We start from the raw sequence: 21,075 nt of genomic DNA, 5'->3' as shown, positions 1-21,075 counted from the left end.
GCCGAAGCGCCCGCCAGTAGGGAGATGGTATAAGTCGTTGATATCGTTGGTTACCGCCGGAAGTGCAGCCCCAGCAATCCACTGCGGCCCCTTCCGTGGCGCGCGCCAGCAACCGAGCGATGAACGACACCTCAATCACCGGGGCTGGTGAGCAAGTGCTTCAGCTTCCGGGCCGTCACGCGGGAATGGCAGCCCCACGAAGCAGGGCCGAGGCACGTCCGGTACGATCCGGATCGCCTATCCGGCCCGCTGTGCCTGGGCCGGCAGGGACCGTCCAGGTCCCGCAAGTCCCTGATTGCAATAGGATCCAGCGGGAATAGCGGCCCCACCAACCCCTCGACGGGAATGAAGCGCGCCGCCGCGGCGACACTCGGAATCGCCGCTTGGCCGGCTCGCAGCCGTCCGCGAACCCCGCTATCCCGGGCGGTCTCGACGGCATGGCCGGGAATGACGGCCCCACGACGAGGCGTGACGCCTGCGGTGCCCAGCAAGTCTCCGACGGTGTTGCGCCTCGGCGGGAACGGCAGCCCCACGACCCCCTCCCGACCTCACGGCGTACCCTGCGTTCCGGCCGAGCCCCACGTGGCGTGGCCCTCGGCTCGACGGGCCGCCTCGCCTGGACGCGGAGCTACCGAAGCGATCCGATCAGGAACAACCGCCGAGCGGGAATGGCAGCCCCATGAGGTGCGCTGCATGGGGCGGATCCGCCGCCAGGACTCGGCATGCTGGGATCGGGCACCGACGGTGGATTTCGTGGGGGCGAAGGGAATGGCGGCCCCATGAATCCTCTCGGCCGAACGGATCAGACCGGGTCCTTCAGGGGAACCGCCTCGGGGTCGGAGGCGCCAGGCTCCGCATGCGCATCATCCGCTGGAGGCTCCTCGTCGGTCCGGACGGCAAGGTCGGCCACCTCGGGGCGGCGCGCCTCCTGCCACGTCGGCAGCGCCGCGGACCCCGGAAGGTCGAACATCTCGTGGAAGCGCGTGTCCACCATCCACGTCATCGCGGTGATCCGGCCCTCGCGCCTGGGACCGGCCCGGATGAGGCGTCGATCGGCGAGGGTGACGACGACCGCCCGGGCGTCGCGCTCCCGGATCCGTTCGATTTCGGCGAAGGTGAGCGGTCCCCATAGAGCGATCGTCGCCAGGGTCTCCAGGGCCGCCGGCGAGAGCGGTCCCTCCTTGAAGTCCGCGGCGAGACGCGAGCATTCCGGCCGGGTACGGAAGGTCCACCCTCCCCCGGTCTGTGCGATGCAGATGCCGCGGCCTTCGTAGGTGGCGCGCAGTTCCTCCATCACGGCCTCGACGTCGGCGTCGGGGAGATGCATCCGCAGCACCCGCGCCGTCACCGGTTGCTTCGCGACGAAGACGATCGCTTCGGCCGTCCCGATCTGTTCGGGCGTCACGCTCATGCGGCGCTCTCCGTCGTGTCGGGCGCCGGTTCGGCCGGGCGGATCCAGAAGGGCCCGAACAGCTCGTCCTGCCTGAAGTCGAGGACGCCGGTCCGGACCAGCTCCAGCGCCGCCACGAAGTGGCTTGCGGTCTCGGACCGGTGCCGGTTCTCGCCCGCGGGCGGCGGAAGGGCATCCTCCAGCCGCAGCCATCCGCGCGCGCGGTCGAACAGGCGCACCAAGCGCTCCTTCGCCTCGTCGACCTGCCTGAGGTCGTAGGGTTCGAAGGCGGGGATGAGAGGCGGCGCCGCCCGTCTGAGATCCGCCGCACAGGCGGAGAACAGCGCCTGCTGGTCGCTCCGCGCTCCCGCCACGGCCCGTGGGCCGTCGAAGTCGGTGGTACCCCCTCGTCCGTACCAGTCCCGTCCGAGCCGCCGTCGGCCGGCGAGGAACTCCGCCGTGCGGACCACGAGGTCCCGGCGGAGCACCATCAGGTTCTTCTCCTCAAGCGAGGCCTCGGCCTTTCGGCGCTCATCCACATTCTCGGGAGGCATGATGCGGCACGATTTCAGGTAGACGAGCTCGGCGGCCAGCGCGAGCCACTCCGCCCTGACGTCCAGGTTGAGGTCGCGCCCCTTGGCGACGAAATCCACGAACTGGTCCACGACGTCGAGGACGCTGACGGTGGCGATGTCGCGCTTCTGCTTCTTCACGAGCTCGTACAGCAGCTCGATCGGGCCGTCGTAGGCGTCGATGCGCACCTGGAACGAGGCCGGCCCGTCGCCCCGCCAGGGAGCTTGGTCCTCTTCGAATTCCTCTGCCACGGCCTCGATCCTAATCCGGCCTGCAGGCGAACCGCACCGCGGGGGCCGAGCGGGTTGGCGCCATGTGCGTCGGGTTGCCGGCGGCCCCGGACGAGCGCGTGCGCCGCCCTGCTGGCAAAGGAATGAAGGAAAAGGTCATGGAACGATCCGGAACCGTTCCTTCGGAGCATTGACCGGATGTCGGCGGCGGTCAACGGAACGGCGCGGGCGGAACGGTTTCATGCGGATCGGGCCGGGGCCCGATGGCCTCGACCCCGGCTGGGGTGATCCCGACCGCGCTCGGGAAATGCGCATGGTCGGTGTCGATCCAGCCGGCGGCCGCCAGACGGGAGATGTCGCCGCGCTTCATGACGACCCCGCCGGCCCGGATCTGAGGGTTTCGGCGGACGATGTCGATCGAGGCCTCGCCCCGCTCCACGCCTTCGAGGAAGGCACGTATCCGCGGCGTCACGATCATGGTCTCCATGAATCGTTCGTGCCAGTAGGCCTTCGCGATCGGACCGAAGTCCGCCTGCACCTCTCCCAGAAGGCGTGCGGCCGCGGCCGCCTCGGCCGGAGCGAACACCCTGGCGCAGCGGAGTTCGAGTTGTTCGGGGTCGAAGACGACGCCGTTCTCCGCCGCATGCGCGACGTACCGAAGCATCAGGGGATCGTCGCCGTCGCGCCTGTTGAGATGCGCGTCGCAGTCGATCTCGTACCATCCGTCGGCGGCGAGCTGGATCGTCGATCCGCTCCCGCTGCAGCGGACCCAGGTCTGGGCTCCCTCCGCGACGCCGAGGCCGATCTCCGCCATCGCCGCGCGGAGCGGCTGCATGAGGCGCATCTCCGCCTCTCGCCGTCGTTCCTGATCGACCCGGCGCTCCCTGTCCCTCTCGGCGCGGTCACGGGCGTCCCAGTCGTTGCGGGCATGCTCGATCACCGGGACCGTCTCGGACAGGGTCCCGCCCGGAGGCCGATCCTCCGCGAAGCGTGCGGTCAGGACGCACCGGTTGCCGACCTCCCCGCCCGGCTCCCAGGTCCAGGCGACGCCGTTGGCGGAAGCGTACCGAAGGCCGTCGACGAAGGCCTGAGCCCTGTTCGCGTCGTCGAAGACGTGGATCTCGACGAGATGCTCCGGCAAGCGTGCCGGATCGTCGACGAGTTCGCCCTCGACAAAGCTGAGGCCCGTGGCCGACATGCGGTTGCGACGGAGGCGGTTCAGGACGTCTCTGATCATCGGGATCCCTGGGGATCGGGCCTGCGTACCGCCGTCCCGTCGAGGCTGCCGACCTCGTACGCGAAGGCGTACAGCGCGTTGCGGCCTTCGGCGTGCCGCGGCTTCCGGATCAGGTCGGCATCGACCAGCCTGTTCAGGAAACCTCCGCCGACGCGGCGCATCCGGGCCTCCGAGCCCGGCGGCGGGACGAGCGCGGCCGTATGATGCGTCGACGACAGACGCCATCCAGTCAGCATGAGTTCGACCACCCTGCAGTGCTCGGGGTCTTTGCGGACCTGTTCGTTGAGGACGGCAGCCGCGTCGCGGCTCTCCTCGCCGGCGAGGAGTTCATCCACCCTGACCAAGCGGGGAAGCAGGGCGAAGAACCGCTCCGGATCGAAGTTGATCCGGAGCGCACGGTCCTTCGCAAGAAAGTCGAGCGCGCTCGTCGTCCAGTCGCAGGCTATCGCCGTGGACACGCGTTTGTCGTTGGCCGCGTAGTCCGTCCTCGCGACGACCTCGCCGTGGGAGACGTCCAGGGCGAACCTGCGTGGGCCCAGGACCAGTTCCGCCGATCCGCCCGACGCGATCCCGAAGGTGAACGGAGCGGGCACGGCGACCGCGAGGCGCCGCCAGATGGCGTGGGCCCGCTGGACTTCGGCACCTCCGTGATCGGTCAGGCCTACGCCATCGCGCACGTCGGCACCCGCCGAGTCGGCCCAGGGCCACACGAGGACGACCCGCTCGGCTCCGGCGACGCCCTGGATCGCGCGAACCGTGCCGCCCGGATGGAGAGCCGAGCCTGCCGCGAAGGCGGCGGCCTCGGCGGCGTGCTCGAAGACGTGGAGGACGAGGCCGGACGTGCCGCCGGGAACGGGCACGCCTGCCGGAACATCCGCGAGGGTCGGGGTCGGCACCCCGTCGATCTCTTCGATCCTGCAGAGTCCGTGGGCGAGCCCCTCCTGGATCATCGGCTCCGCCGCTCGGACTTGCGGGCTCGCCGCCAAGCTTCGGGTTCCACGAACTCTCCCTGCCAGATGCCGGCCTTCGCCCGCCGGGCTTCCGCCTCGGCGGCGGCGTAGCGTCCCTTCGAGTAGCGGACGTAGTCGAGGGCCCAGCCCGCCGAGACCTGCGCGGATCCCACGTCGACGCCGGCCACAGTGCAGGCTGCCACGATCCGGTCGTACGATCTGTCGTGGCCCCGGCAGACGACGGTGCGCCCCGCCAGCAGCCGATCGAGATGCGCGGCTGAGAGGTTCCCGCACAGATACACGCCCTCGGCGCGGCTGCAGGTCTGATCGGATTCCGGCGCGTCGATGCCGCCGATCCGGATGCGGACCCCGCGGATCTCGATGGTGTCGCCGTCGATCACGCTGGCCCTGCCGGCGATCTCGTCGGGAACGTCGTCGTACGCCGCAGCGGGGGCGGTCGCGCAAGCGGCGAGGAGGGCGATCGTGGCGAGGCGCATGGTCATTCGTTCCTTCATGGCGCCATCCTGGGGTCGAGCCTCTAAGGTCGCCTTAACACGATCCGCAGCCTTCTCCCATTCCTTCGACGGATGCTTGCCACGCTACCGGGGCTGGCGTAACTCGGAAGGAGCTGGCCTCCCATTCCTTCCGGAACCGCCGATTTGTCCCTCCTCAGACCCGCACTGCTCAACGCTCTCCTCGCGGTCTGCGCAGCCTCCCCCTTCGCGTTCGTCCTGACGCTCCCCTTCGTCGATCTGGGGCAGTGGCGGCAGGTCGAGACCGCGACGGTCGCCGTCCACGGAGCGGCCGGCCTCGCCGCCCTCCTGATGGCCCTTCTGGCGCTCTCGGGCGAGCGCGCCGTGCGCGACGCGGCCTTCTCGGCTCCGGTGCTGCTGCTGGTCGGCGTCGGGGTCCTGTCCCTCGCGCTCTCGCCGCTCCACGACGATCCGGTCCGGACGCTGTTCGGGCTTCTGAAGCACGGCGTCGGCGCCCTCTGGTGGATCTCCACCGGCGTCCTCGCCGCCGCCTTCGCGGTGGCGGGCCGGGGCGTGGGGCGCACCGTGCTCGCCTGCGCGGCCGCGGCCGCAGCTCTCTGCGTGTTCGGCCTCTACGCCCTGAACTGGTCCGCACCGGAGCCGCGCTGGATCCCCTACGATTTCAAGGAGTGGGTCGCCATCCTCGGCCTTCTCGCCGCGGTGCCGCTCCTGGCGATGCGTACGCGAGGCTCCGTCGCGGCAGCCGCCGTGACGGCGGCGATCGCGATCCTCGGCTTCGGCAACCGCTCCATCATGCTGACCGTCGGCCTCTCGGCCATGGCCTACGTCGCCTGGATCGTGCTTCGGAACCGGATCCCGACGAAGCCCCGCGTCGCCCTCGTGGCCGGCCTGGCCCTGGCGGCGCTCAGCGGCACCATAGCGGTCGCGCTGCTTCCGCCGGTTCTGGAAAAGCTCGCGGTCTCCAGCATCCGGGAGACGTCCGCGAGCCCGATCCCTTCGGAGAACCCGCTCGACCACGTCTCGATCGAGGGCAAGCCCTACGGCACCCTCTGGTCCCGCGGCGTCGTGTTCGATCTCGTAGCCCGCAATCTGGCGGCCCGTCCCCTCGCGCTCGCCGCAGGCCGGGGTTGGGGATCCCTGCAGGAGGTGATCGCGGAGGACGGACGCAGCGTGCCGGGCCGCCGCTTCCGGTGGGGGCCGGAGACCGCCTCCCTCACATTCCTGGACTTCAACGCCAACGCGGACTTCCACAGCCACAATCTTCTGGCCGAGTCCGCACTCGCGCTGGGATTGCCGGGTGCGCTGCTGACGCTTCTCGCCTTCCTGGCCCCGGTGCTCTGCGCCCGCCGACGCTCGCTCGCCGCCGCGGGCATCCTGTCGGCGACGCTCCTCGTCGCGGGCTCGCTCTGGTTCCTCCTCGCCATCATGGGCCCGTTCCTGGCACTGGCGGTCGCAAGCGTCGGCCTCGGCCGTCCTCCTGCTTCCACGCGTCGCCTTCCGGCGCCGGCGCTGGCCCCGGCCTTCGCGGTCCCGGCCGTCGGCATCCTCTTCTGCTCCGCCCTCCTGCTCGGCTTCGGCAAGGCGCAGCAGGAGGAGCGCTGGTTCGCCCCCCTCTCCTTCTTCCGTGCTCCGCCGTGCACCACCGTCGTCGGTCCCCTCCTCCCCGAACGGGAGATCAACACGGGCCTGTTCCGCCGCTTCGTCGAGCAGACCGAGCGCGCCGGCTCCGCCGAGAAGACGAAGGAGTACGCGGACGACCGACGCGGCAACGCGATCAACTTCGCCTGCATCATGCGGACGCTCGCGGGCCGGAAGCCGAGCGCGTCGGTTCTCGCCGCCTCCCTGGAACTGCGGCCCCGCATCTTCACGGCCGCCGGCAACGACCCGATCTGGCTGCAGTCGATGAAGCCCGACGTCGTCTACTGGGAAGCCGACCTCGCGCGCCTCTGGTCGGTGGCCCCGGGGCGGACCGAGGTCGCAGTCCCCTACGTCTCGTGGCTCATCGCGCAGCGGGATCCGAAGATGCCCGAGATCGCCGGCCGCCTCGCCTCCGCGATGCGCGACGGCGACCCCGTGAAGGCGTGGATCCTGTCGCGCAAGGCCGAGGCCGAGGGCGACCGGACCGCCCAGGACCGGCACCTGCGCGACGCCCTCGCGCAGGGCATCGCCAACATCGTCCCGATCTCGCGCGCCTCCGTCGAGCGCGCCATGCAGGCGGCCAGCCGATGACCCAGACGCCCCCCCCCGAGCCAGCCAAGCGCCTGCTCTACGTGGCGACGCGCTGGCCCTGGCCCGTCTCCACCGGGCGGCAGCGCATGATCGACCAGTCGCTCCGTTTCGCGGCCGAGGGCGGCTGGAAGATCGTCCTTCTCTACGCGGGCCGCCGGGAGGCCGCCGCCTCGACCTGTCCGCTGCCGGACCTCGAGCACCATCTCCTGCCGATGCCGAGGCTGCCCGAGGCCGCGGTCAACCTCGCCGTCTCGGGCGGGCGCCCGCTGCAGGATGCCTTCTTCGGCTCGCGCACGGCCCACGACACCGTTTCGCGCACCATCGACGACTTCGATCCCGACACGATCGTGGTCGACATGCTGCGCATGGCGCAGTTCGTCGAGAAGCTACCGCGCAAGCCGCGTGGCCGCCTCGTCCTCGACATGGACGACGTGCTCTCGCTTCGTTACGCGCGGATGCGGGAGACCGGGACCGGCAACGTCCTCGGGGCCTTCGGCGAGCGCCTGCCCAAGGCGGTCCGCATCGCCGCGGACGTGGTGCCGAAGGCGCTGCTCGGCATCGAGGAACGGCGCATGCGGGTCCGCGAGCGCGAGGCTCCGAAAGGCTTCGACGCCACGATGGTGGTCTCGCCGCTCGAGGCCGACCACCTGCGGGCCCGGATAGGACGTCCGATCTCCGCCCACCCGCCCGCCGTCGACGAGATGCCGTTCCGGACCCGCGACTACGGGAAGGGCCTGAGGGTCGTCTTCCTGGGAGGCGACAGCTACGGCCCGAACGCGGAGTCGCTCTTCGAAATCGACCGCGTCGCACGCATCCTGACCGAGAGCGCGCCCGGCCTGCCGATCGTGTTCGAGGCGGCCGGCGCGGTCACGCGCGACCTCGGCCTGCGCCACGTCCGCAGGCTCGGCTTCATGCCCAATCTCGCGAGCCTTTTCACGGAAGACGCCGTCCTCCTGGCACCCGTCAGAAGCGGAACCGGCGTGAAGACGAAGGTGCTCGACGCCATGGCGCACTCGGTTCCGGTCCTGACCACCTCATTGGGTATCGAGGGCTTGGCCGCGGTCTCCGAGAGCGAGATCGTGGTCCGCGATCGCGTGGAGGACCTCGCCTCCGCCCTGATCCGCTTCGCCGGCCACGAGACGCATCGGCTCGCCTCGGTCGCCCGCGGCGGCTGGGGCTACGCCGCCCGTCTCCACCTCAGGCACGACGTCCGCAGATGCTTCCTGTCGGAGATCGGAGGCACGCCCGCATGACGACCTCGGAGATCTCGATCCGAACGGCCTCGGGTCCCGGGGAAGGGCATGCCGCTCCCTGGGCTCTGTTCGCCCTTCCCTGGACCCACCGGAGCCTGCTCGGCGCCATGGTGCGTCGCGATCTGGCCGCTCGATATCGAGGGTCCCTGCTCGGACTCGCGTGGTTCGTGGGCATGCCGCTGGCGTCCATGGCGGCCTACACCCTCGTCTTCGTGGGCATCCTTCAGGTCCGCTTCGACGTGGGCGCCGGCGGCGCGCCTGTCGCGGCCCTGTCGATCTGGTCGGCCGTCGTGATGTGGCAGGCCTTCGCCGAGATCGCCTACCGCTCCGTCTCCCTCGTCCACGATCAAGCGTCGCTCGTGAAGCGCGTCCCCTTCCCGATTGAGATCCTGATAGGGTCGTACATCGGGAGTTCGATGGCCGGCGCGGCCTTCTCGCTCGTCCTGTTCTGCTGCGCCTACGTCCTGGTCGTCGGCGTGCCGCCGTGGACGTGGATCCTGTTGCCGGCGGCCGTGCTGCCCCTTCTCTTCATAGCCGTGGGAACCGCCCTGATCCTGGCTGCCGTCGGAGCCTACGTCCGCGACCTCAAGCAGGTCGTCGGCTTCTCGGTCCCGCTGCTCATGTTCGTCACGCCGGTGGTCTACCCGATCGCCGCCGTGCCGGCCGGCCTCAAGGGCCTCATGCTGGCCAATCCCCTCGCCTACGGTTTCGAAACGCTGCGCTCCGTGCTGGTCGCAGGGCGGGCTCCAGACCCGCTTTTCCTCGGTCTCTATCTCGCCTGCGCGTGGCTCTTCGCGGCCGCCGGGCTCCAGATCTTCCGCCGTCTCAAGGGAGGCTTCGCCGATGTCGCCTGACAACGCGGTGGAGATCGCCGGCGTCTCAAAGCAGTTCAGGACGTACCGCTCCTCGGGCGACCAGATCCTGGAACTGCTCAGCCTGGGCCTCGTCCGACGACAGCGGCTGCACCAAGCCCTCCACGACGTGTCCTTCAGCGTGGCCAGGGGCGAATGCGTCGGCATTCTGGGCACCAACGGATCCGGCAAGTCGACTCTGCTGCAGATCGTGGCGGGCACCATGCGCCCGAGCGAGGGACAGGTCTCGGTGAGGGGGCGGGTCGCAGCCCTGTTGGAGTTGGGCGCCGGGTTCGCTCCCGACTTCACCGGCCGCGAGAACGCCCTCCTCAGCGCGCGGCTGCTCGGCTGCACGGAGGCCGAGGCCGAAGCCCTGCTGCCGCGCATCGTCGAGTTCGCGGGCATCGGGGAATTCATCGACCGGCCCGTCCGCACGTACTCCTCGGGGATGTACGTCCGGCTGGCCTTCGCTACGGCCGCCTCCGCAAGTCCCGACGTGTTCATCATCGACGAAGCCCTGGCGGTCGGCGACCGCGTTTTCCAGGGCCGATGCTACGCCCGCCTGCGCGAACTCAAGCAAGCCGGAGCGACGATCCTCTTCGTCTCGCACGATCTCGCCAGCGTCGGCAGCTTCTGCGACCGCGCCGTCTGGATCGAGAAGGGCCACCTGCGCTCCCAGGGCGCGGTACAGGCGGTCGTCGCCGACTACGTCGCGGGCACGCGCCACGACACGCCGCCGCCGGCTCCGGACCGAGCAGCCACGGCAGGGGACGGTCTCGTCCTTCGACCTGGCGATACGGTCGATCTGGGCGGCTTGGACGCTTCCGACCGCCCAACCGCCGTACGCTTGGTCTCGGCTAGGCTCGAGGCCAGGGAGGGGCATGTCGAACTCGGCGTGGACGCCGTCGTACGGGACGACGTGCGCGATCCCGATCTCTCGCTGGCGGTCAAGGACATCCGCGGGCTGCCCCTGTACGGGACCGGGACTTCGTCCGAAGGCCGTCGCATCGGCCCGCTGCGCGCGGGAGACCGCTTCCACGCGGTCTTCCGCATCCCGATGCCTCTGCGCGGCGACCTCTATCCGCTCGCCCTGTCGATTTCGGACGGATGCCACACCGGACCCCATCTGCCGATCGACACGATCGACGGGCGCCTCTTCATGGAGGTCCCGGCCCGAGGACGCGGCCGGCACCTGATCGACGTCCCGTGCGACGTCGAGGTCGACGTCCTGCATTCCGGCGTCGGCGTGCTGATGCCGCCTCGTCGAGAGATGCATCGACGTTCGGTTTGCGCATGAGCGCGCGAGGTCGCGTAGCGGCGCCCCGAGCCGTCAGCGTCGGAGATCCGGGTTCGACCTCATCGGCCGGCGCCTGCCAAGTGCCTCGGATATGGCAGCGGCCACGCATAGGTTGGACCGTTGGTTCCAATGGCTGCGATCTCGGTGCCGTCGTCGTTGACGGCCACTTGTCGGATCTTCGCGAAGACGGTCGACATGTCCAGGAACGGCTCGATGGAGCCGCCCACCTCCCAAGCCTTGATCCGTCCGTTTTCGAAGCCGGCAACGATCATGTTGCGAGGCTTGTTGTAGACCAACGAGCTGACTGAGCTGTTGCCCGACGGAACCACGAACGAAGGCATGGCCGTGTCCCCGGCGTAGAGCTTGATCCTGCCGTCCTCGCCGGCGTCCAGAACCGTTCCATCCTCGGAGGCGAAGACCCGCTCATCTGCCGAGGCAGAGCTCGTCCGAGCGGAGCCTTCCTCGAAGATGGCGATGGGGGTGGTCCCGGCCTCCGTCCAGAAAGCGCCTGCATCGCTACAGGTGAACCGCTTCGCCTTCTGGTCGTGAGGATCCTCGATGCTCAAGGCCAAGTTCTTCAAGCTCAAGGGATCGTCTTCGTCCGTCGACGCGAGATCGACCATCTTGGTGGCGTCGCCGAGCGCGGCGTCCCGTCTCCAGAGAGTGAACAGAGGTTTCTCGTGATCCTCCTTGGGGACCCATTCGATCGTCCACACGCGATTGGAGCTGCGGCAGACATGCACGGGTTGGTTCTTCGAAACGGCCGTCCGCGCGCCGTCTGGAGATCTCAGATCCATCGAGACGATACGCTCGCCGTTGACGCCCACAACGACGCTGCCGTTCGCCGACCAAGCCAACATGCGGGATCGGTCGACCTCGAAGAGGACGCGGCCGTCGGGATGCCCGGCCGAGATTGCACGCAGGCCATCCGTCGTCTCATAGACGACCTCGTTCGTATCCGCATCTACATGAGGCTTCGAGAGGGCAACCTCCTCTTTGACGATGCCTTTGCCAACCTGCACCAGAGCGATGTGGCTTTGGAACGATCGGTCCTGGTAGGACAGGACCACCCTGTCGGGGGACAGACGTCGCAGGTCGGCGAAGTCGGGGTAGACGGTGTCGAGAGACCAAGTCTCCCGGTACGCCCCGTTCACCCGGTCGAAAGCCTTCAGCGTGATCTTCTCGGATTGCAGGACATCGGCCCTGACTGGAGCCGATGCCGTCAGGATCTTCGAGGCGCCGAGATACGCAAGTCTACGCATGTTCGGGTTTCCGGTGGAGATGCGGGCGACGCCGGTATTCCTGGAGGCGAGGCTCAGGTATCGGGCGGCCCCCATGCGGCCGAATGCCAGCACGGCCCCGTTGCCCGGCAGCACGACGGCTTGCTCGATTTCCGATGGCAACGAACCCAGAGCAGTCCGTTCCCCGGAGTTCGGATTGACAAGTGAGAGCGTCCGGTCTCCGGACGTGACAACCTCATCCTTGGAGCTGAACCCGCGGACAGTGCAAGCGCATGTGAATCTGGCGACGTTATTGGAGCCGGACGTCTCGTAGATCTCATACGTCAGTCCATTAGAATTGTCAGACTGGCTATTCTTTACTCTATAGACAACATAACGGCCGCTCGGCGATACATCTGCCCGACTCTTGGCTTGATATATGGGGTTGGGATCGGCTTTCCCGTACAACGCCGGACGCAGCAAATAATCTTCCATCACGATCAGGTTGCCTGCAAGGGCCGGCGGCGACCCCTCGTTGCCGCTCGAAACGTAGTGCCCGATCGGCTGCAGGGTATCTGGGTCGTATTCCGTTGCGCCCCTGAGGTCCCGAACGAAGACCCTCCCACCCGGTAGCGCATGCACGTGGCTGCACTCCACATCGTCGAGCGGAGCTTCGTGCACGATCTTGGAGGCTCCAGTCGCGGTCAACTGAAGTTTATAGATCTTCTCCTCGGCGCACCCTATCAGGATTTGCTTGTCGATCGCAGCAAACGAGGAGATATCAATATCTTCCGAGGAGGCGGGCGCGATTTCGAACTTGGTCCATTTTTTCGTTTGAAGCTGGTACTTGTAAGACCCAAATGGGCTTCCGATGAAAATGGCCGAGCCATCCGCGGCAACTTTAGGATCTTCTCCTATGACATCACGGACGGACAGAATCCCTCGTTCGGGGGACCAGATCGAAAGACGCATGTCGGTGATCGTGACGAAGGTGCCGTCGCTAAGTCTCCACGTTTGGAACTTGAGTCCGGAGTGCTGAAGGGCGATGTCGTAGTAGCTCGAAAGGTAGTCCAAGTGGTATAATACGTTATATGACTTTGGAACCAAAGTTTCGCTGTCGGACACGAAGAGGCTTTTCCTCGCCATTTCCCTGGCGCCAGTCAGGTCGCCCCTGCTCAGCAGGTCCTGGGCGAACGTCGCATCGGTGGCCGCCTGTATCTCCGCATTGCGCCGTGCGGCATTGCTGAGGTTCAGATCCTTGAGCCGGAGAGTCTCGTTCGTGGCTGCCTGGATTTCGGCATTGCGGCGTGCGGCAGCCCGATTCTCGTTGTAGAGGATCCCGGCACCGGCGATGGCGATGACGGCAGCGGCCACCGCCGATATGCGGACGGCCCGGGATCTTTTCCGTTCGGCTTCCTGTTTCTCCGCGTTGGCGGCGGACATCTCGATGAAATCGACCTCGCGGTCCTCCAAGTGTACCAACCGGTCGGTCTTCAGCTGCATGGCGGCTTCGATCCGACTTGTCCCACGCAGCAGTTCGGCCTCGTCCCGTCCGCGGTCCTCCCAGACGCCCGCGCGCGCCTCCAGCTCGTCGCGTAGCGTCATCGCGGTCGTCAGCTGCCGCACGAGGCCTGCAAGCCGCTCCCAGTGAGTGGTGAGAACCTCGTGCGCTAGGCGGGCCTGCGGTCCGGCCGTGCTGACGAAGAGGCCCACGAGCCTGCCTTTCGCCAGATTTCGGAGGATCGAGCCCTCCTCGGACTCCGGCCTGTAGACGACCGTGCGTGCGTGCGGGCGTCCGGTGTCGCGGTCGGTCCGCACGAGGGATACGAGAACACGGTCCAGGGCGGCGTCGCTTGCGCCGCCTGCGACGAGCTCCGCAGCGACTTCGTCGGCCCAACGCCCCACCACGCCCTCGAAGCCCCCCAGGCGCTCGAGATCGCGCGCCGTGATGCGCTTGGCTTCGCCCGACAACTCGAACAGGCGGAACAGCACGGCCTGCAGCAGCGGGAGGCTGTCGGAAGACGCCAGCGCCGTCTCGACGAGCTCGTCCGGCATACCGCTGTCCGGGAACGCGTAGCCTGCCAGAGCGGCAGGGCTGGCTATGATCTCGACCAGTTCCCGCCTATTCGGACGCTCCAGGCGGTATAGACGCTCGTCCCGCGCGAGGCGCGCCAGTGCCGGAGCCTGATCCAGCGACCCGAGCGCGTCGGACCGGATCGTCGCGACGACATACGTAGATCCGGAGCGCACGATCTTCTCGATCATGTCGGCGAACGCGACGCGCTCGGCCTGGCTTATGGACGGAGCGAACAGCTCCTCGAGCTGATCGACCACGAGCAGGCGGGCCGGCCGGCCTCCGCGCTGCCGAGGCGGCGCGGTTTCTTCCGCAGGTCCGCCGGGGTCGGCATGGGTTTGGTGCTGCCGATCCATGTCGACCAGCGCGGCGGCTACGGCGGCCGCCGGCGACGTCGCCCCGGACGGGGTGATGATCGCGACGGCAAGTTTCGCCTCGGCCCCGAGACTAGCCTCGAGGTCGCCGACCAAGCCGGCCTGCACGAAGGACGACTTGCCCGCCCCGCTTGGACCGTGGACGAGCAGGAACGGCCGTTCTCGGGCGTGGGCGATGCGTATGAGCTCGCCGGCTTCCTCGCGCGCTTTTCCGCGACCGAAGAAGACGGCGCTGTGCTCCCGAAGGTAGGGCTCGAGTCCCCGGTAGGGATTTCCCGTCCAGCGTCCCAGGTTGCCGGGTTCGTCTGTGGCCGCACGGGGCAGCGCCGGCAGGCCCAGCTTCGCGAGAAGGTCGTCGACCCGGCCTACGAAAGCGGGTTGGATCCGGAGCGAGCGCAGGCTGGCTGCCACGTCGCCGTCGAGGTCCTCCTCGGTCCCGATGGGCAGAAACACGTCGACTTCCAGGCCCGCCGCGCGCGCGGCCTCGAAGAGCGCTGCCGACTTGCGCAGCTTCTCGGAGATGTGGGCGACCGGCTCGATCGAGAGGTGTACGGCGTTGATGCTGCCGGTGGCCCAGACGAGGTGCGTGGCCTCGTGGATCGCGGACGCCAAGCCACGAGATGCGGCCTTGAGGGCGTGCGCTGCGAGTACCGCAAGGTTCCAGCTGGACCCGGATTCGATGCGGTCCGAGATGTCGAGCCTATATGTCGGCGTATCGGGTAGATCGAAGAGCCTATTGATCAATCCCGTAGGTGACTTGATGAAGTCGTTGTAGCTGTTCGAAATGTTGGCCTGCGTCGTGGTGCCGTCCAGCAGGACGGCCGAGCGGCCCTTGCTGCCTATGGTCCTCAGACTCACTACGCGGATGGGACCTGCCGTAGTGGGGATGACTACGAGGACTTTCTGGCCGCTGCGATCAGCCTGATCTGCCATCTAACGTATCCCCCAGCGCATGCCTTTTCTATGCGAGCGGAGCTTGGCCTTGCAAGGCAGCTTGTGGTGCGCACGGGGGCCGTGCCGATTTCGTTAGGCTTGATCGCTTGCACCTGGACACGACGCCGCGCGGGAGGACGGAATGGCGATGCAGCAGCGTCCGGGCGCCTTAGTCGAACGGTAGCATCACGAAACCCGACACCACTTCGGGCGGCCGCATGAGGTAGAGCGACTCCAGTCCTCTCTTCAGGCGGGCGGCAATCCTACGGGCCGCATCGGGGCGCGACGGGGAGCCGGCAGGCGGAGGAGGCACGGGGCCGCCGAAGATCATCCTGGGCTTGGGTGGCGTCGCGAGGAAGCGTCTCAGGGCTTCTTCGCCCGAACGGCGGTCCAAGTTCAGCGCCAGAGCGGCATAGGCGGCCATCTGGAGGGTTGCCGCCGCTTCCAGCATGTAGAAATCCGTGAATGCTCCTTCTTCCCCGATGATCTGCGACGGATCGGATCCGAGGGTCGCGCGCGTGGTGGTGACCGCCCTTCGCAGGAGCGATCTCGCCCCCTCGGCATCGCCGAATGCCATCTCGATGCGGGCGGCGCGTATGGCCGCTTCGGCAGTCTTGGTCAGCAACGAGGGATGGAATTCCGTTGCATCCGCGGCGGCGACACGTCGGTAGAGGTCGCAGGCCGCCCGCATCCGTCCCCGGGCCTCGTGCAGGCCGGCTTCTACGAAATCCAGCGATGTCTTCCAGCGCAGATAGGGCGCGTCGGATCCTGCGTGGGCACGCGCATCGGCTGCCCTGCGGAGCCACTCGTCTTCAACGATGACATCCATGCCGTCGAGTAGCCGATAGCCGAGAACCACGAGAGCGGAGAACTCGTCCTTCGATCCCTTTCCGCTCGAACCGGCGACGTCGAGCGCAAGCGCCGTCAACGCGTTCGCGCAACGCAACCGAGAGGGGGCCGTGATCAAAGCCGAGGCTATGGCCGGATTCTCGTGCATCCTGGACGGATCGAGAGAACCCGGCGTACCGGGACGAGCGCTGAGAAAGTAGCGGTCCTCCACCGGCTCCCCCGCCGCGGCCAGAGGACAGCGCATCCAGACTTCCACGCCGGGCCAGGGATCCGCGTCGCGGCGAAAACCTGGGAGCGGAGCTGCGGAACGCCCGAACACGATGAGTCGACCGCTTGGCGCGACCGCATCGAGCACATCCGGCCGAATCTGACGGTGCCGGCAGAGGATGCAGTCGAAGCGCCCCCTCGCCAAGCTCGCGTCCAGATCGGCGAGATCCCGGAATGCGATGCGGTCGGCGCCCGCAACTCCGAACCGCTTCCTCGCCTCGCCGACCCGACGATCTCTCAGCAGCGTGACGACCGAGGCCGCGGGCGTCGTCGCGGCCAGCATCAGGCCGCGGAAGCCGCAACCACCCGCAAGGTCGAGGACGACGTCGCCGAACTTGATTTGGCGTGCGGCCGACATGTGGCGACGCATCGCTGCGGAGGCGAGACGGCCCGCACGCCTGGACACGCAGCGACCGACGCGTCCGACGTCACGCTCGTATTTCCGAATGCGGAGGGGGGTGTTTCCGGCGTACAGATCGTCTGTTTCCACGTCGTCGACCGCACGTCGGAAGCAGCACCGAAGAAGGGTCTCGTCGCCGACCCCGGCCGTTATCGGCGTGGTCGATACATAGACGATCCTACGGGCGTGCAGAGCTGCTTCGGGGATGGCGTCGACTGCGACGTAGAGGTCGACATCCCTCCCGTCGGACATGATGCATGCGCAATCGCGGGCTGCATCGAGGAAGTCATCGAGCGGAGGGCCGGCGAGGCGGCAGGGTCCCACCGTCGCCAGGACGGCCAGCCAATGCTCGCGACCGAGGCTGATTCTTTCGCTAGGCACGGATGGATGTCGTGTCGCCGAACGGAGATCGCAAACGTTAATCATTCCTTCGGCCATCGCAAGTGGCAACCTCGCTCCCGTTGCAACTTCCCGAGCGCATGAGGTCGCGCTCGTCCGTCGGAGGCGTCCATTCCTTCAGGTTTTTCATGCTAGACCACCGCCCCCGCTTGACCCGGACGAAGGAACGAAGGAACGTCGCTTCATGCTCTCACTTCTCGATATCCCGCATCGCCCCCGAGTCGCCGTCGTCACGCGCACGAAGGATCGAGCCGTTCTTCTCGAGCGGGCTCTCCGCTCCGTGGCGAGCCAGTCTTTCACGGAATTCCACTGGATCGTCGTCAACGACGGCGGAGCCTGCGATCCGGTGGATCGCGTCGTGCGCAGGGCGCGGGAAGACGGGATCGCCGTGACGGTGATCCACCACCCCGTTTCGCTCGGGATGGAAGCCGCCTCCAACGCCGGCATCGGCGCCGTGATGTCCGATTACGTCGCCATCCACGACGACGACGACAGCTGGGATCCCGGATTCCTGACGGCGACGGTCGCCTTTCTGGACGCGGCGGATCCGCAATGGGGCGGCGTCGTGACGGGGACCGTGCGCGTGGACGAGCGTCTTCATACGTGCGGGGTCACCGAGATCCGCCGCCGGCCATTCAACCCCGGCCTGCGCTCGGTCCATCTCTCGGAAGTCGCAGAGGAGAACCCTTTCCCGCCCATCTGCTTCCTGTACCGCCGCGCCGCCTACGACTGCGTCGGCCCATACGACGCCAGCCTTCCGGTCCTCGGCGACTGGGAATTCAACCTGCGGTTTCTCGCCCGCTACGACATCGGGGTCGTGGACAGACCGCTGGCGAACTACCACTGGCGTCCCGACGAGAAGGGTGGGTACGGCAACAGCGTCTCCGGCGGTGTAGACCGGCACGTCCAGTGGGACGCCGTGGTACGCAACCGCCTGCTGCGCCGCGATCTCGCGACGGGGACCGTCGGCCTGGGACATCTTGTGGCCGCCGGTCGACGTCAGATCTCGCTGAACAGGACGCTGTACCCGCTGTCCGCGGCGCGGGGCGTCGCGAAGCGGCTGGCCCACAAGCTGCGCCGGGTAGCGGGCGCGGCCTGATGTCGGTCGCGAAGCTGCGTCGCGCCGTCCGCCGCCAGCGTCCCCGGCTCGTCACCATCGATTGCTTCGACACGCTTCTCTTACGGGGAGCAGATCACGAAGAGGATCGCATCCGCCGCCTGGGGGCCGCGATTGAGGTCGCGTTCGCGGCCGAAGGCGTGTCGGTCTCGGGCGCCGCTGCCGCGGCGACCCGGATCGCCGCGTCGCATGCCGTCTACCGGAAAGCGGCTCGCACGGGTGCCGAGGGGCGCCACGCGGAGATGCTCGCGCTCCAGTGTCTCGCACTAGGCCTCGACCTCGCTTGGACGTCGCTCCTCGAGAGGGTCGAGATCGAGCAGGAGACGAGGGATCTACGCCCGAACCGGCCTCTGGCTGATCTGCTCAGGGAGTGCCGCCGCAGCGGCGTCCGCGTCGTCGCCGTGAGCGACATGTACCTCTCCTCGGAAGCCATCCTGCGCCTGCTCGAGGCCGCGGGCGTCGCCGACTGCGTCGAACGCGTCTACGCCAGCTCGGACCACGGCGCGAGCAAGCGCCAGGGCGATCTCTTCCCGCTGGTGCTCGCCGCCGAAGGCGTGTCCGCGGCCGAGGTCCTGCACGCGGGCGATTGCCGCGTCGCCGACTTCGTCGTCCCCCGCTCCCGCGGCATCGCCGCGGTGCGGATCCCCCGCCCTCTCGTCGACGCCGTCCGAACCCTGAGACGGCTTGCCCGACGCATCGGAGCAGTGCCAGCCCATGCCTGAGACAGCCTACAACCAAGCCTTCTACGACCAGCAGGCCGACGGCAGCGCGCTCTCGGCCCAGGTGATGCTCGGCTGCCTCTTCGAGCGCTACGTCCCCGCCTCCGTCGTCGACGTCGGCTGCGGGGTGGGGACGTGGCTCGCGGCCTGTCGCGACAAGGAGGTCCCCACGCTTCTCGGCCTCGACGGCGAGTACGTCGACCGGTCCCGTCTGCGGATCGACGGCCGCCTGTTCAGGAGCGTCGACATCGTCGATCGGAACGCTCTCGCCGCCGCGGTCGGCGGTGCGCGGTTCGACCTGGCCATCAGCCTGGAAGTGGCCGAGCACCTGAGCCATGTCTACGCCGCCGCCTTCGTGGAAAGCCTGACCGCCCTTTCCGACGTCGTGCTGTTCTCCGCCGCGATCCCCTACCAGGGCGGCACGCGTCACGTGAACGAGGCGTGGCCCGAGTTCTGGGCCATCCTGTTCCGTTCCCAAGGCTACGAGATCGTCGACCTCTTCCGCAGCCGACTTTGGGACGACCGCAGGGTCTCCTTCTGGTACCGGCAGAACGCGGTGCTGTACGTGCGCCGCGACAGCGAGGCGATGAAGAGCTTCCGCGACGTCGGCCTGCGCTTCCCGCTCTCCGCCGTGCACCCCGAGATGCTGAGCTGGGCCTCCGCGCGCCTGGGCCGAGCCCCGGAAGGCCATACCGAGCGTGACGGCGACATCCACGCGGAACTCGTAAAAGCCTATCGCGGCGACGCGGGCCTCCCACCGCGGCGGCACGCCTACGGCCCGGAGTTCGACTACCGCTACGGAGGTCTCGGAGGACATCTCCCCGGACCGGTCCGCCGCGCCGCGAAGGCGCTGCTGCGCGCCGTCGGCCAATGAGCGGGCCCGCCTACGACGCCGGCCGGACCGTCCTCGGTCCGGTGATCGCCCGCTTCGTCCGGAACCTCAGGCTTCAGGCGGCGGCGGCCGGAACCTCGGACGAGGTCGCCCTGCTGTTCTGCGCCCGCGGCGGACTGCGCCTGCGCCTCGCCTACGAGGCGGGGGTCCAGGCCCTGGGAATCGGCTCGGGGGGGCACGTCGCCGACCTCATGGTCTCCAGGCTCATGGCGGCGAAGGCCACCCTTCGGCGGACGCCCTACGCGACCGAGGTCCTTCTCAGGGAATGCGCGGGGCGCTCCCTCGCCGAGGCCGCCGAGCTGCTCCTTCCGCCCGACCGGATCGATCTGGCGCGCGGCGGCGTTCTTGAGCGCACCCCCCTCGATCGATCCGGGCTCCGGCTCCTCCTCGAGGGAGAGGGGGCATTGGCCTCCGCCATCCGGATCGAGGTCGCGAGCCAAGCGGGGGCGTTCGCCGCGCATCTGTCGGAATGCGCCGCCGGCCGCCGGCATCTGCTGCTCGTCGATACCGGCCTCTACGGCGGAACGATGCGGCTCCTGGAAGAGGGGTTTCCGGACGCGGAATGGAGCTGCTCCATGATTGGGCGCTCCAACCACAGCGGAGCGGACGCTCCGCACTTCCCCAGGACGGCCGGCCTCGTGTTCGAGGCGGACCGCACCGTCGGACACAGGCCCGCAACCGCCCTCCTCAGGCACTGGCATCTCGTGGAAGGGCTCTTCGAGCCGGCGCTTCCGAGCGTGACCCGTCTCAAGCGGGGAGAGGACGGCTCGATCGCGGCGAACCTCCAGGTCCCCGGCTGGCGCGACATCGTCGCCGCCCGCGGCAACGCGCTCTTCGACGGCGTCATGGACCATCTCGCCGCCTTGCGGCCGAGCGACTTGACGACCCTCGACGCCCAGGCCGATGCGGCCGAACGCGTCCTGGCGCGCATGATCCTGCGTCCCGGTCCCGGCGACGTCGTCGCGCTGGCGACGGCACCGAGGTCCTGGGATTTCGGCCGGAACGGGGCCTCGCCCGTGATCAGTCCGGTCGGGGGGCTGGGCCCGAGAGGCCGCCTCTGGTCGGTCCGCCGATCCCTCTGGCGCGAGGGGCAGATCCGGCTCGCGGTTCCTTGCCCGGGCCTTGCGCTGCAGGCCTTCGCCCTGGGCCGGATGCTGTTCGAGAGCGTGCCCGGCCGCACGCGGATGGTCGACCGGATCCGGACCGCGCTGCGGCGCAGGCTCGCCCTGCGGACATGGCGGAAGAGATCCGCGGACTCGGCGGCGCCTCGCATTGTCAATCCTTCGCAGGCGCATTAACCTTCGGCGGCTTCATTCCTTCGCCGACG

At 68.3% G+C, this 21,075-nt stretch carries 15 protein-coding genes; 8 read left to right on the top strand and 7 right to left on the bottom strand.

Annotated features, from left to right (window positions below; all coding sequences use genetic code 11):
* Positions 1-802: 802 nt before the first annotated feature.
* The 5 genes from scpB to MFF56_RS06215 all read right to left on the bottom strand — a co-directional run bounded on the left by scpB (position 803) and on the right by MFF56_RS06215 (position 4,895).
* Positions 803-1,411 (bottom strand): SMC-Scp complex subunit ScpB, encoded by a 609-nt coding sequence (gene scpB / locus MFF56_RS06235; protein WP_238229744.1) that lies wholly within the window; start codon positions 1,409-1,411, stop codon positions 803-805.
* A complete protein-coding gene (locus MFF56_RS06230; RefSeq protein ID WP_238229743.1) occupies positions 1,408-2,214 on the bottom strand; it encodes a segregation and condensation protein A in 807 nt (268 codons plus the stop codon). Before MFF56_RS06230 ends, scpB begins: the two co-directional genes overlap by 4 nt.
* 190 nt (positions 2,215-2,404) lie before the next feature.
* Positions 2,405-3,430 (bottom strand): hypothetical protein, encoded by a 1,026-nt coding sequence (locus tag MFF56_RS06225; protein WP_238229742.1) that lies wholly within the window; start codon positions 3,428-3,430, stop codon positions 2,405-2,407.
* Complete coding sequence (locus MFF56_RS06220; RefSeq protein WP_238229741.1) at positions 3,427-4,380, bottom strand: hypothetical protein; 954 nt, start codon at positions 4,378-4,380, stop codon at positions 3,427-3,429. The genes MFF56_RS06225 and MFF56_RS06220 overlap by 4 nt, the downstream gene beginning before the upstream one ends.
* Positions 4,377-4,895 carry a thermonuclease family protein gene (locus MFF56_RS06215; RefSeq protein WP_238229740.1) on the bottom strand — a complete coding sequence of 173 codons (519 nt, stop codon included), beginning with the start codon at positions 4,893-4,895 and terminating at the stop codon, positions 4,377-4,379. The genes MFF56_RS06220 and MFF56_RS06215 overlap by 4 nt, the downstream gene beginning before the upstream one ends.
* A 144-nt stretch (positions 4,896-5,039) precedes the next feature.
* On the opposite strand from MFF56_RS06215, the gene MFF56_RS06210 reads away from it, so the two are divergent.
* The 4 genes from MFF56_RS06210 to MFF56_RS06195 are packed head-to-tail and all read left to right on the top strand — an operon-like array spanning position 5,040 to position 10,504.
* Complete coding sequence (locus MFF56_RS06210; protein WP_238229739.1) at positions 5,040-7,103, top strand: hypothetical protein; 2,064 nt, start codon at positions 5,040-5,042, stop codon at positions 7,101-7,103.
* Complete coding sequence (locus MFF56_RS06205; RefSeq protein WP_238229738.1) at positions 7,100-8,356, top strand: glycosyltransferase; 1,257 nt, start codon at positions 7,100-7,102, stop codon at positions 8,354-8,356. The genes MFF56_RS06210 and MFF56_RS06205 overlap by 4 nt, the downstream gene beginning before the upstream one ends.
* On the top strand, positions 8,353-9,210 hold the full coding sequence (locus MFF56_RS06200; RefSeq protein ID WP_238229737.1) for an ABC transporter permease: 858 nt from the start codon (positions 8,353-8,355) through the stop codon (positions 9,208-9,210). The genes MFF56_RS06205 and MFF56_RS06200 overlap by 4 nt, the downstream gene beginning before the upstream one ends.
* Positions 9,200-10,504, top strand: a complete 1,305-nt coding sequence (locus MFF56_RS06195) for an ABC transporter ATP-binding protein (protein ID WP_238229736.1) — start codon at positions 9,200-9,202, stop codon at positions 10,502-10,504. The genes MFF56_RS06200 and MFF56_RS06195 overlap by 11 nt, the downstream gene beginning before the upstream one ends.
* 59 nt (positions 10,505-10,563) lie before the next feature.
* Here MFF56_RS06195 and MFF56_RS06190 read toward each other — a convergent pair whose 3' ends face one another.
* Together MFF56_RS06190 and MFF56_RS06185 are read right to left on the bottom strand one after the other, a co-directional pair.
* The gene (locus MFF56_RS06190) at positions 10,564-15,105 is read right to left on the bottom strand and encodes an nSTAND1 domain-containing NTPase (protein ID WP_238229735.1); all 4,542 of its coding nucleotides are present in this window, start codon (positions 15,103-15,105) and stop codon (positions 10,564-10,566) included.
* Positions 15,106-15,274: 169 nt separating this feature from the next.
* Entirely contained in the window at positions 15,275-17,002 is a 1,728-nt protein-coding gene (locus tag MFF56_RS06185) for a class I SAM-dependent methyltransferase (protein WP_238229734.1), read from the bottom strand.
* Positions 17,003-17,204: 202 nt separating this feature from the next.
* On the opposite strand from MFF56_RS06185, the gene MFF56_RS06180 reads away from it, so the two are divergent.
* Genes MFF56_RS06180 through MFF56_RS06165 form a run of 4 tightly spaced genes read left to right on the top strand, consistent with a single transcriptional unit; the run spans position 17,205 to position 21,046 of the window.
* Entirely contained in the window at positions 17,205-18,119 is a 915-nt protein-coding gene (locus MFF56_RS06180; protein ID WP_238229733.1) for a glycosyltransferase family 2 protein, read from the top strand.
* Positions 18,119-18,859 (top strand): HAD family hydrolase, encoded by a 741-nt coding sequence (locus MFF56_RS06175; RefSeq protein ID WP_238229732.1) that lies wholly within the window; start codon positions 18,119-18,121, stop codon positions 18,857-18,859. Before MFF56_RS06180 ends, MFF56_RS06175 begins: the two co-directional genes overlap by 1 nt.
* Positions 18,852-19,730: a methyltransferase domain-containing protein gene (locus MFF56_RS06170; protein ID WP_238229731.1), complete on the top strand. Its 879-nt coding sequence runs from the start codon at positions 18,852-18,854 to the stop codon at positions 19,728-19,730. Before MFF56_RS06175 ends, MFF56_RS06170 begins: the two co-directional genes overlap by 8 nt.
* Entirely contained in the window at positions 19,727-21,046 is a 1,320-nt protein-coding gene (locus MFF56_RS06165) for a hypothetical protein (RefSeq protein WP_238229730.1), read from the top strand. The genes MFF56_RS06170 and MFF56_RS06165 overlap by 4 nt, the downstream gene beginning before the upstream one ends.
* The last annotated feature ends 29 nt before the right edge of the window (positions 21,047-21,075 follow it).

The organism is Methylobacterium hispanicum, assembly GCF_022179285.1.
Taxonomy (GTDB): Bacteria; Pseudomonadota; Alphaproteobacteria; order Rhizobiales; family Beijerinckiaceae; genus Methylobacterium; species Methylobacterium hispanicum.
The sequence above is the reverse complement of the archived record's forward strand: the minus strand, read 5'-3'. Positions and strand labels throughout refer to the sequence as shown.

Bases quoted from the DNA above. Each gene is read 5' to 3' on its own strand.
- MFF56_RS06220 (WP_238229741.1), bottom strand. From the start codon at position 4,380: ATGATCCAGGAGGGGCTCGCCCACGGACTCTGCAGGATCGAAGAGATC.
- MFF56_RS06190 (WP_238229735.1), bottom strand. From the start codon at position 15,105: ATGGCAGATCAGGCTGATCGCAGCGGCCAGAAAGTCCTCGTAGTCATC.
- MFF56_RS06225 (WP_238229742.1), bottom strand. From the start codon at position 3,430: ATGATCAGAGACGTCCTGAACCGCCTCCGTCGCAACCGCATGTCGGCC.
- MFF56_RS06200 (WP_238229737.1), top strand. From the start codon at position 8,353: ATGACGACCTCGGAGATCTCGATCCGAACGGCCTCGGGTCCCGGGGAA.
- MFF56_RS06165 (WP_238229730.1), top strand. From the start codon at position 19,727: ATGAGCGGGCCCGCCTACGACGCCGGCCGGACCGTCCTCGGTCCGGTG.
- MFF56_RS06180 (WP_238229733.1), top strand. From the start codon at position 17,205: ATGCTCTCACTTCTCGATATCCCGCATCGCCCCCGAGTCGCCGTCGTC.
- MFF56_RS06170 (WP_238229731.1), top strand. From the start codon at position 18,852: ATGCCTGAGACAGCCTACAACCAAGCCTTCTACGACCAGCAGGCCGAC.
- MFF56_RS06175 (WP_238229732.1), top strand. From the start codon at position 18,119: ATGTCGGTCGCGAAGCTGCGTCGCGCCGTCCGCCGCCAGCGTCCCCGG.
- MFF56_RS06205 (WP_238229738.1), top strand. From the start codon at position 7,100: ATGACCCAGACGCCCCCCCCCGAGCCAGCCAAGCGCCTGCTCTACGTG.
- MFF56_RS06215 (WP_238229740.1), bottom strand. From the start codon at position 4,895: ATGAAGGAACGAATGACCATGCGCCTCGCCACGATCGCCCTCCTCGCC.
- MFF56_RS06195 (WP_238229736.1), top strand. From the start codon at position 9,200: ATGTCGCCTGACAACGCGGTGGAGATCGCCGGCGTCTCAAAGCAGTTC.
- scpB (WP_238229744.1), bottom strand. From the start codon at position 1,411: ATGAGCGTGACGCCCGAACAGATCGGGACGGCCGAAGCGATCGTCTTC.